Raw genomic sequence first — 9,631 nt, 5'->3', positions numbered from 1 at the left:
AGACTGGGATAGCTCAAAAACCTAGGCCTTTATGTCTTGTATCGAAATGAGGCTAGCGAGAGTGGGCAACGCGTAAAGTAAGCAAAGACAAGATTTGCAAGCTAATGTCAGCTTAGATTTCTATGGGGTCACTCCCGATGTAGAGGCGAGCAAACCAAGACTGGATAACGACATCACGGCTTCAGTCTGAGCATTAACCCAAGAATCACAACAGCCAAGTGTTTAATTTAAAAGTTTTAACTTCAAGCGAGTTAGCATCGTTCTTGCCACTGACTTTCAACTAAATTGAACTCATAGTGGCTGTCATGGGGAGCGATATTAGCTTTTAATTTAAAGCTTTTGCCACCTGCGGCAATCCAGCACTTGGAGAACCATTCGATAAGCGCGTTGGTCGCAATCTGCCAAGGGTCAAGGTCTTCATCCTTGTCGATATATTCCTCTTCAAACTCATCAGGATAGACATGGTCGATATCGAGCAAATTCGGATTGACTGGTGATGGGTATGCAGCCTTGCCATCGAGTTCCACAAAATACTCGGTGTTATCTTTATCCATAAAAAATACCCGCACCGGGAATTGGGATGAAAAACGATCGACAAAGACTTCAAACGCCAGCGTGGCCACCTCTTGGGGATAGTCATACTCAATCAGTTGCTTAAGAATGGGCTGTAACTCATCGGTGAGATTGTCTAAGTAGCCACCGACTTTTTCTGTAAACTCTTGCTCGAAACTCATCTCTTCCCTGCTTATCATGCTGTACGGCTCAAACGGCAAATATTACTCACACTAAAAACTTGCCATTAGAAACTGAAAAATAATCTATATCCACCAGCAAGTTAACATCGACTGTGATGATACCTAACTCTTTCCCCAACCAAAAGCCACCCCTAAAATCTAAAGTCGCTTTATGGCGGATAAGAAGCGATGCCCCATAAGCCGCCACATATAAATCAGCGATTACCAGCCCAATTACTACTCATGGGCATTGACTGTGCGCCCCGCAGCCCATTGTCTTAGGGCATTAATCTTATCGCCCATCACGATGGATAAAGGTTTGGTTTTGGTCAGCTCTTCTAACAACATGTCTTGGTCGAGCGTTCGCGCTAAACTGCGGGCGCTGTACATGGCGGCGATCACCGCCTGCTCGATTTCAGCCCCCGAAAACCCTTGGCTATGGCGTGAAAGCTGGGCAAGATCGAGCCGAGTCACATCGATACCGCGGCGCTGGCAATGGATCAAGAAAATTGCTTTGCGTATAGCCTCATCGGGTAAATCGACAAAGAAGATTTCATCCATTCGCCCCTTACGCATCAGCTCGGGCGGCAGGGCTTGAATATCGTTAGCGGTGGCGACCACAAACACCTCAGACTTACGCTCCGCCATCCAAGTTAATAGTGTGCCAAGAATGCGGGTCGAAGTGCCCTCATCACTGCTACTGCCGCTTAAGCCTTTCTCTATTTCATCAATCCAAAGGATGCAAGGAGACATCATATCGGCCAATTCGAGAGCGTTACGCAGATTCTTCTCTGTTTCACCTATGTATTTGTTATATAAGGCGCCCATATCGAGTCTGAGCAAGGGCCGCTGCCACACACCCGCCACCGCTTTGGCCGCAAGACTTTTGCCACTGCCCTGCACTCCGAGTAATAACACCCCCTTTGGCGCATCGGGTTGTACCGCAGCCTTGGCATCGGTGGTTACCTGCACCGCTGGCGCGCGCTGTTTTAACCATTTTTTGAGATTATGTAATCCAGCAATCTGCGAAAAATCACTGGTGTCGTACTCAAATTGCAATATGCCATTAAGATCGAGCAGCTGGAATTTGGCTTTATTAATCAGATCCACATCTGAGTGAGTAATGGCGCCATCATCCACAATCGCTTTATGGATCAATCGTCTGGCATCATCTAAGGTCACACCGCGCAGGTTTTCCGCCAGTTTAATCACGGCTTTATCATCCACATTCAATGGCATGCCTTGGGTGCGCACTTTATCCACCTCAAGATAAATCAGGTTCTCAAGCTGCGAGGTACTCGGCAGGGTAAGCTGAAAATAGGCGCAGTAACGCTTAATTTCGGGCGGGATCTCAAAGGCATGACTCACTAGCACCAGCGTATGTTGCAGCGCATCGTATTCGAGGGCGATTTCTTTCAGCAGACGGACATTCTTTGGCGCATCAATCACAAAGGGATGAAAATCACAGAGCACATAAATCCCCTGCTGGGTCGTCGCTTTAATCTGCCCCAAGATATCGCTGGGTTCAGTATTAAATTTCTGTGCAGGCATCGGCTTATCAACCCGCGTAAGCCCTTGGGTAATACTCCAAGTAAATAGCGGCTGATAGAGTACATTCGCGATTCGCTTAAGCATGTCAACAACACGATATTCTTCATAGGTTTCAATCACCACTATGGGCGTTTTAGAGCGTAGTACAGCGGTCAAATCGCGAATGTCTTGCATATCTTAAGTCCATAATCCGTTATGAAACCAAAAGTTAACATAAAACACCGCTACAAACAGGATTTTTACCATGCCAAGCACTAATCACCCTTAAATAGCTTGATCAAAAACACAGTTGTTAATTTCAGTCTCATGCTTTGCCGCCAATCGGGGTAGACTATGGCCCAAGAACGCCCCAAGGCGTCAATTATCCCAATATAAAAAGGTACCCACACCATGATAGGAACCCCCTACACCGAGGGCGCTCGACGCGCCATGTTGCTTGGCTGCGGTGAGCTAGGTAAAGAAGTCGCCATTGAGTTACAACGCTTAGGTGTTGAAGTGATAGGCGTTGATCGTTATCCCAACGCCCCCGCGATGCAAATAGCCCATCGCTCCCATGTGATCAATATGCTCGATGCCAAGGCCCTTCGCGCCGTTATTGAGCTAGAAAAGCCCCACTTAGTGATCCCCGAAATTGAAGCTATTGCCACTCAAACCCTAGTTGAGATGGAGGCCGAAGGCCTCAATGTGGTGCCGACCGCGCGCGCAACTAAGCTCACTATGGATAGAGAAGGCATTCGCCGCCTCGCCGCTGAAACCTTAGGTTTACCGACGTCGCCCTATTTCTTCTGCGACACTGAAACCGAATTTAATCAAGCGATTAGCAAAATTGGCGTGCCCTGTGTGGTCAAACCCGTGATGAGTTCATCGGGCAAGGGCCAAAGTGTTATCCGTGATGCATCCCAAAGCGTCAAAGCCTGGCAATACGCCCAAGAAGGCGGCCGTGCGGGCGGTGGTCGCGTTATCGTTGAAGGCTTTATTCCCTTCGATTACGAAATCACCCTATTAACCATTAGTGCAGTCAACGGTATCCACTTCTGCGCGCCAATTGGTCATCGACAAGAAGACGGCGACTACCGCGAATCATGGCAGCCTCAAGCCATGTCGGCCGACGTGCTGGCAAAATCCCAAGCGATCGCTAGCAAAGTAGTCGAAGCCCTCGGCGGTTACGGCTTATTTGGGGTCGAGCTGTTTGTGAAGGGGAGCGATGTGTACTTCTCTGAAGTCTCGCCTCGTCCGCACGATACCGGCTTAGTCACCTTAATTAGCCAAGATTTATCCGAGTTTGCACTGCATGTCAGGGCGATTCTTGGCCTGCCGATCCCGAATATCCACCAACATGGCCCCAGCGCCTCGGCGGTAGTATTGGTGGAAGGCAAATCGAAAAACATTCGCTATCAAGGTCTTGCCGATGCCTTGGCAGCGGAGAATACTCAGCTCAGATTATTCGCTAAGCCTGAAATCGATGGTCGCCGCCGTTTAGGGGTGGCCCTCGCCCGCGATAAAGATATCGAAAGCGCAGTCAACAAAGCGCTGGATAGTGCATCTAAGGTAAAAGTGATTTTCTAGGCATGAATGCTTAACGACTTGTCACCGACAACTTAGTGTTCAGTACCGTGATCAGCACCGCGCCCAGCATTATTGCTGGGCGCGTTATTAAGGTATCAAAGCCGAGTTAACAGCCATTTCCTCTTCACCCAAATTGATTTCGCGTCTAATGCAAAAGCCTGATGCAATCCAAGGTGGTTTTGAGGCATAGTAGTCCTCTATTTGGCATGCCCCACGCTAGGCTTTTACTCTGATCCCATGGATTTACGCAGTCGTTATTGCTCTCTCTTTCGCTCTAAGCGCTTTCACTCTAAGCACTTTCACTCTAGGCGCTTTCAGTCCAAGCACTTTGAGCCTAGGCGCTCAAAATCCTTGCAAGCGATACATCGCACCCTTTCCCTTTTGTTCAGGTTATCCCAGCTACTGGCATTATCCTTTGGCTTAGTGTCCCTTAGCGCCTGTCAACCTGCGAATCAAGAAACATCGAGCAGCAAGGCAGACACCGTCGCCCAGCGTGAATTAAGCCAAGAAGTGTATGTCTGGCAGCGGCAATGGCGCGATGCCAATCAAAGCGCTTTGGTCGAAAGCCAAAGCACATTTAATGGCGTGCGCATTCTTGCATTGCAAGCCCATCCCAAACCCAATGGCGCGGATATCTGGTTTGAAGTGCAGGTCAACCATACCTGGTTACAGGCCGATCCTCGCCCTAAAGTGGCGGTGATAAGATTAGATGGCCAACTAACGCGCCTTAATAATCGCGAAGCTCTCCAAAAAATCCTCGCGCTCATTCAAGACTGGCAGGCAAAGGGCACAAGGCTTGCGGGAATTGAAATCGACCACGATAGCGCCAGCAGTAAACTCGCGGCCTATAACGCTTTTTTACGCGAGTTAAAAAGCCAATTACCCCACTCGCTAAAACTCAGTATTACTTCATTGCCCGCTTGGATGAGCAGCTCGGAGTTTCCGGCGTTGTTTGACAATATCGATGAGCTGGTACTGCAAATTCACAGTGTTAGCGACCCACGTTTAGGGCTGTTCGACGCCACTCAAGGTTGGCAATGGGTCGAGCAACTTTCACGGTTAGCTAAGGTGCCCTATCTCATCGCCCTGCCCTCCTACGGCTCGGCGGTGTATAGCACGGCAGCGGGTTATCGAGTGGAGAGTGAAGTGCCGATGCAAATGCCATTGGCAGACACTGCATCTTCGCAGCATCTCGCGCGGCAGGAGTTGATGGCCGATCCACTGGTGTTGCAGTCCTTTGTTAAAAAACTGCATACCTTTGCTGACACAAAACTTAAGGGGATAATTTGGTTTAGATTACCTCTCGAAGGGGATAAACGGGTGTGGCCACTCTCGACCCTGATTGCCGTCGCCAAGCAGCAACCGCTCGCAGCGCACATTGAGCTAGAAATCTTAAGCCAGGCTAATACCGGGTCAGCCCAACATGAGGCGCCGGGAAGCCGCTTATTTCAACTGGTATTAGTCAATAAGGGCAATCTTGCGGGCAAGTTGCCGGGCCAGTTGTCCCTAGCGGCGCAGGCGTGCAGCGGGTATGATGCCCAAAACGGTTATCAAGCCAAATTAACCCAAGGAATATTAGTGTGGCAGTTACCGCAAGCCACCTCAACGGAGCGCGCAGCCGCACCAGCCTCCTCGCAGTTTGCGCCGAATTTAATCTCAGCGATCGAGCTAAGCCCAAATGGACGCAGAGTCATAGGCTGGGCACGTTGTGAGTCATTACATTTACAGGGAATTTATGCGCCATAAGTCAAATTCATTGCCAGCGAAGGCTATTCCACGCTGGAAAACCAAATTAAAACAAACCAGCCTGATTGGGTTAAGTCTCTTCTCCCCAGTGCTATTAGCCTGTGGCCCCGACTTCCCATTACAGTTGACTCAAGACAGGCAAAATAACCTAAGTTATTTACCCCAAACCAGTTTTAGCCAGCAGCTAAGCGGTTTAGCCAAACCACTGGCTTGGCAGTTTCAGGGGGCGCCAGCGGCGCAGGAGTATCTTTGGGATGAGGCACACAGTCGCTATCTTTCGCAGACTCGCGCCTATGAAAACAGCGAGTTATCCGAGGCTCAACTTGCGCAAGTTAATAGCCTGCGTGATGCACAAAGCTTGGCTGAGGCCGAACAAATCGCTGCGCAGTTAAAAGAGAGCTTAGCGCCCGCCTTAACGTGGTACAGCCTTGGCGCCATGGCGTTTGATGCCAAAGAGTACGATAAAGCCAGCGATTACTTTAAAAAGGTCATCGCCCTACCTGAGAGTGAGCGTGCGGGTCGCAGCCTGTGGGCGCTGTATAGCTTGTCTCGTATCGAGCTGATTAAGAGCAAAAGCGCCAACGATAATAGCCATTTTGTCCAAGCCAATGCTTACTTGCAGCAGCTACAAGCTGAGGTGACTCAAGGCGCAGCCGATCCGCTGCGCTTGAGCTTAGCCGGCCTTGGCGAGCAGGCTTATATTCTGCTGCATCAAGGCCAAGCTCAAATTGAAGTCACTCGTGGGGAATATGAGCCGCCAAAAATTGATGTGGCCTTAAATCCCGCCACGCTGGATAAGATTATTGAGCTATACGCCACTCAATCGGCCGAGGGCGACAGCAGCGGTTATGATTCGCTGTTGATGTTAAGCCGCACCTTAATGGCGAAAGATATCACTGAGATTAAGCCCTTATTGCAGCAACCAAGTGTGCAGCAGTTGCTTATCGCCTACTGGCAGAGCAGCGCCAATGACTTCGCCTTTGATGGACAGCTTACAGAAATGGGGCAACAGGTCGCTAAAACGCTGACCGTCTTCCCAACCGATGGCCTCATGCTGAGCCAAGGCGATAAGTTAGCCGCGATTTATTATCAGTTGGGCGACTATGCCAGTGCCGAACGCCTCATTGCCCTCGCTAAACCCAGCGGACTCACTTGGTGGCTCACGGCCAAATTAATGATGCAAAAGGGTGATCAAGCCCAAGCCGCCAAGGCCTATGCCGAAGCAGTGCGCCATTTTCCAACGGATATGAACGCTACTGCCGTAACTACCAGCCAACAGGATGCCCAGCAACAGGCCATTGAAGCCGATGCAGAGCAAGCCACCTATTGCCGTATTCGCGCCGAGCAGGGCGTGCTATCCCTTGAACGGGGCGAATATGTCGATGCCCTAAACCAACTGTTCGCCAGTGGTGATGAGTATTGGCAGGATATCGCCTATGTGGCCGAGCGCGTGCTCACCACTGCCGAGCTTAAGCTGTTTATCGACGAGCATGTGCCGGTAATGAACTTCGAGTATCCCAAGGACAGCGATTGGTACGACAGTGTCGAGCCACTCAACAATCGCCTGCGTTACTTACTGGGTCGTCGCTTACTGCGTGAAAGCGCGATTGCCGAAGCGCCAGCTTATTTCAGTAATCCCACACTCAATGCCAATGTGCAGGAGTATGGCGAGGCACTGACCACAGCCAAGAGTAGCAAGGGCATTGAGAGCGCCCGCGCCTATTGGACTGCTGCCGAACTCGCGCGTCATCAAGGCATGGAAATCTTAGGCTTTGAATTAGCGCCGGATTATTCGATTTATGCTGGAATGTTCGACCTAAGAGATTGGTATGCAGCGGATAAGCTCAGCGATAAAGAGCTGCAACGCGTCAGCGCCAGCCAAGCGATTCCCGATAAACGTTTCCACTATCGCTACCAAGCTGCCGAGCTAGCAAGCAAGGCCGCCGATCTCGTGCCCCACAACAGCCAAGCCTATGCAGCGCTATTATGCCAAGCCACAGGTTGGGTGTTATATCGCGATGATGAACTCGCCCAACGCTACTATAAAAAATACGTCGCTAACGGCCCCTTTGTGCCTTGGGCGGAGAACTTTGGTACGCAGTGTGAAACCCCAGACTTTGACCGCGCCGTCGAACGGGAAAAAGCCAACCAAATCGCCGAGTGGAATGCGATTTACCACAAACTGAAAAAGCCCGTGGCCGTTAGCTTTGCCATCATCGCCGCCCTACTCGGCGCTTACGCGTGGCGCAGAAGAAAGCGTAAACAGTAAAAACACAAAGCGCCTTTCTTATCACCAAAGAAAGGCGCTAAAGCAGAGCTGATGAATTGCTGGAGTACAGGGAGAATTGCCATTGTTTTCCCAGTGACACGCCATGAATATGTCCTTATAGGCTCGACGGCGGCATCCATGCCGCCAACGGTCACTGTTGCAACAATGGCAATCTTTACGACCATCGAACTGTTCATTTGGCTAAAAAGCTAATGCCCCATTTAGTGTTTCGGCTCGTTAGCTCAATCGAAAATTCCCACACCTGATGCCATACATATTCTTATCTATTTGCCTATGTTTGGCCTTACCAAAAATCGGCTAACAATGATGGGTATACAGTCATATTTAAATTTAGGTGTTTTGGTATGATTTTTAGACAATGTCAGTGCACATTAACTCCATCTGCAAAAATAAAACGCTATAAAATCAGGTGAATATAGTAACTGAATTTTAGTTAATAGGTTTGGAAAAACGCGCATGCGCGTTTTTCCAGATAGTGTATTTGGCAGAAAGCTGATAAGTTCTTTGCATACAGATAGTTAACAGTGCGCGTTTTTACTGGTCTAATGAGGTAAACGCGCATGCGCACGAATAAAATGTTAGCCGGTTTTCGGGTTTTATAGTTTTCGCCGGTAAGGCAACTCATCAAGGATGGTGGCGCTGTTTGGCAGTTCTTCGTTTTAGCCAAGTTTAAATCGCCAGTTGTTTTCGCTGCATCCCTTCTGATAGTTTGTCCTTAACGTAAATTTTACAGGTGCCAATCACCCTTTGCGGGCAGCGACGCTGCGCGGGTCAGTTGTTGGTTGGTTTTGTTTTTTATTTGCACGTGCGCGTCGTTGTTTGGGTTTGCTTGCTGAGCGGTAGCATTGGTTCGGCTAACAAGGCGCGCCACAGTGACGTCAAATCGCTGCGCGCTTTGCCGCACGTGCGCTAATCGTTATGCGTAAAAGGAGTGGCCTTGGAGTTTTATCTAAAAAAGTATGGAAACGGGCTTTTTATACTTATAGCAGTTGTTGCAATAATACCAAATTTTTTGTACGACACAGTTTTGAATGCACCTTATCACTGGGCCTTTAAATATTTGTCGATTCCAATTTTTGGTTTATCTTTCTATGTTTATTTTTACAAATTACCAAAATTTCGACGCAAAGCTGGAAATTTTAAAGGCTTTGCATGGACATCAATGGTTGCAGCATTATTATTGCTATTTAGTGGTGGCTATGTTCTTTTCTTTAACGCTTGGGTGGGCAGCCAGAAAGAAGTTTATTTATCAGGTACTGTTGTCGAACTTGATACATATAAAAGTACTAAAGGCGGTATGAGCTACTATGTGTATGTTCTACTTCCCAACTCAGATGAGCCGGTTAAATTAGATGTATCAAAATCACACTTCAATACATTTAAAGTCGGTTCAGAGTTTAAGGAAGTATGGATTCGAGGATCACTAGGTATTCTGTATCATCGGCGTTAACGCATAACAAATAAGGATAGGCCGCGCGTAGCCGCGACCTTATCCCAAGTGTTGAACAAGCCCGATGCTGGTTGTGGACACTTTATTATGCAAATAGCGGATTGAGAATGTGTACTGGCGAAGGTCTTATTTTGAAAGAGACTTTTATGCAGACATGACCCGCCCTTAGCGAACGAGCTAATATTTTTATCACTTGTTCATCAAGCCGTTATCAAGTCCTCATTCTGTTTGGTTAGCCCGTTATCCTTATACTTCTCGCCTTAGGCGGTGATGTTAGCGCCTGTCGGTCGAAGT

Annotated in this window: 6 protein-coding genes; 4 read left to right on the top strand and 2 right to left on the bottom strand. The window is 48.8% G+C overall.

The window, feature by feature from the left end:
* Positions 1-251: 251 nt before the first annotated feature.
* Both L976_RS04100 and L976_RS04095 read right to left on the bottom strand, forming a co-directional pair.
* Positions 252-734, bottom strand: a complete 483-nt coding sequence (locus L976_RS04100) for a hypothetical protein (protein WP_047534521.1) — start codon at positions 732-734, stop codon at positions 252-254.
* Positions 735-971: 237 nt separating this feature from the next.
* On the bottom strand, positions 972-2,459 hold the full coding sequence (locus L976_RS04095; protein WP_037421380.1) for an AAA family ATPase: 1,488 nt from the start codon (positions 2,457-2,459) through the stop codon (positions 972-974).
* A 216-nt stretch (positions 2,460-2,675) separates the two neighbouring features.
* Between L976_RS04095 and purT the strand changes: the two genes are divergently transcribed.
* The 4 genes from purT (at position 2,676) to L976_RS04075 (ending at position 9,337) form a co-directional block, all read left to right on the top strand.
* A complete protein-coding gene (gene purT / locus L976_RS04090; protein WP_037421384.1) occupies positions 2,676-3,851 on the top strand; it encodes a formate-dependent phosphoribosylglycinamide formyltransferase in 1,176 nt (391 codons plus the stop codon).
* 237 nt (positions 3,852-4,088) lie between these two features.
* Positions 4,089-5,597 carry a DUF3142 domain-containing protein gene (locus tag L976_RS04085; RefSeq protein ID WP_081990896.1) on the top strand — a complete coding sequence of 503 codons (1,509 nt, stop codon included), beginning with the start codon at positions 4,089-4,091 and terminating at the stop codon, positions 5,595-5,597.
* Complete coding sequence (locus L976_RS04080; RefSeq protein WP_047534514.1) at positions 5,587-7,866, top strand: tetratricopeptide repeat protein; 2,280 nt, start codon at positions 5,587-5,589, stop codon at positions 7,864-7,866. Before L976_RS04085 ends, L976_RS04080 begins: the two co-directional genes overlap by 11 nt.
* Before the next feature lie 958 nt (positions 7,867-8,824).
* Complete coding sequence (locus L976_RS04075; RefSeq protein ID WP_041412744.1) at positions 8,825-9,337, top strand: hypothetical protein; 513 nt, start codon at positions 8,825-8,827, stop codon at positions 9,335-9,337.
* The last annotated feature ends 294 nt before the right edge of the window (positions 9,338-9,631 follow it).

The sequence above is a fragment of the Shewanella sp. ZOR0012 genome (assembly GCF_000798835.1).
In the GTDB taxonomy this organism is placed as follows: domain Bacteria; phylum Pseudomonadota; class Gammaproteobacteria; order Enterobacterales; family Shewanellaceae; genus Shewanella; species Shewanella xiamenensis.
The sequence above is the reverse complement of the archived record's forward strand: the minus strand, read 5'-3'. Positions and strand labels throughout refer to the sequence as shown.

What these genes read in the sequence shown, in the direction of transcription:
- L976_RS04100 (WP_047534521.1), bottom strand. Translation starts at nt 734, where the DNA reads ATGAGTTTCGAGCAAGAGTTTACAGAAAAAGTCGGTGGCTACTTAGAC.
- L976_RS04085 (WP_081990896.1), top strand. Translation starts at nt 4,089, where the DNA reads ATGGATTTACGCAGTCGTTATTGCTCTCTCTTTCGCTCTAAGCGCTTT.
- L976_RS04080 (WP_047534514.1), top strand. Translation starts at nt 5,587, where the DNA reads ATGCGCCATAAGTCAAATTCATTGCCAGCGAAGGCTATTCCACGCTGG.
- L976_RS04095 (WP_037421380.1), bottom strand. Translation starts at nt 2,459, where the DNA reads ATGCAAGACATTCGCGATTTGACCGCTGTACTACGCTCTAAAACGCCC.
- purT (WP_037421384.1), top strand. Translation starts at nt 2,676, where the DNA reads ATGATAGGAACCCCCTACACCGAGGGCGCTCGACGCGCCATGTTGCTT.